Origin of the sequence: Mesorhizobium sp. M7A.F.Ca.US.006.04.2.1, assembly GCF_004022915.1 — a bacterium.
In the GTDB taxonomy this organism is placed as follows: Bacteria; Pseudomonadota; Alphaproteobacteria; order Rhizobiales; family Rhizobiaceae; genus Mesorhizobium; species Mesorhizobium ciceri.
In genome coordinates this window covers 1-1,199 of the sequence record NZ_RZQA01001282.1, presented here as the reverse complement: position 1 = coordinate 1,199, position 1,199 = coordinate 1, and the positions used below count along the sequence as shown (strand labels likewise).

2 protein-coding genes are annotated in these 1,199 nt (G+C 67.7%); one reads left to right on the top strand and one right to left on the bottom strand.

The features are described from left to right. The coding region (locus tag EN925_RS36640; RefSeq protein WP_281040701.1) for a citrate/2-methylcitrate synthase at positions 1 to 251 on the bottom strand (251 nt) is incomplete at its 3' end. A 92-nt stretch (positions 252 to 343) separates the two neighbouring features. Here EN925_RS36640 and EN925_RS36635 point away from each other — a divergent pair. After that, on the top strand, positions 344 to 1,199 hold an 856-nt coding region (locus EN925_RS36635), incomplete at its 3' end, for a citrate/2-methylcitrate synthase (RefSeq protein ID WP_128337406.1).

Genomic DNA, 1,199 nt, shown 5'->3' with positions numbered 1-1,199 from the left:
AGCAAAGGCAGCGAGGGCAAGAGCCGTTCGAACACGTCCGCACTCGCCTGTCCCAGCGCCCGCGACAGTTGCGCATCATCGGGAAGGTCGTTGAAGAAGCCGTCGAGCAGCAGCCTAACCACCTGGGCATAGTTCCAACGGCCGGCCAGTTCCGGCAGCGAATGACCTCGGATCGTCAGACGGCCGCCAAGACCATCCACATCGGAAAGCACGGTTTCCGCCGCCACCACATCATCGAGCCCATTCGCCATAGCCTGTCTCCTTGAAGCATTTCCGGATCGGAGATAGAGATGGGCAACGTTTCCATCAATCTTGATCAATAGAATCAATATCAGGGCTCGATATGTCCGAGTGGTTGTCCCGGGAAGAGGCGCTGGAGAGACTCAAGGTGCGGGCGCAGACGCTGTACGCCTATGTCAGCCGTGGGCGCATCGGCATGCGGCCCGACCGCGCCGATCCGCGCCGCAGCCAGTACCGCGCCGACGATATCGCCGCACTGGCGACCCGCCGGGCGCGCGGCCGCAGCCCGTCAGTCATCGCCGAAAGCGCCATCGCCTGGGGCGAGCCCTCGATCGTAACGGCGATTTCGACCGTCTCGCACGGTCGGCTCATCTATCGCGGGCAGGACGCCGCAGTGCTCTCCGGGCACGCCACACTGGAAGAAGCCGCCGCCGTTCTCTGGGCTCTGCCGAAACCAGTGGCTTTCGAAGCAGCGTCGCCGGACGCACCCCATCAAGCTGGCCGAGCCTCGGCCTTTGCGCAACTTGCCGTGCTTGCCGGTCAGGGGCGCCCGTCGCTCGGGCGCAGCGCCGCCTCGCTGCATGCCGATGCCGCGCACGCGGTCGGCGTGCTGGCCGCCGCGCTGGGCGCACCGGCGGGGTCAAATCCCGTCCATCAGCGGCTTGCGCAGGACTGGTCGGTGGATGCCGGCCGCGCCGATGCGATCCGCCGTGCGCTTGTCCTGCTTGCCGATCATGAACTGAATGCGTCGACCTTCGCCGCGCGCGTCGCAGCCTCGACCGGCGCGCCGCTGGCCGCTTGCCTGCTGGCAGGGCTCGCGACGCTGTCAGGCCCGCGCCATGGCGGCGCCGGCGAGGCGGTGATGCAACTGGCCGAGGATGCGGCGCGGCATGGCGCCGATGCGACGATCCGGCGCTGGCTCAGCCATGACCGGCCGCTGCCGGGGTTCGGTCATCAAC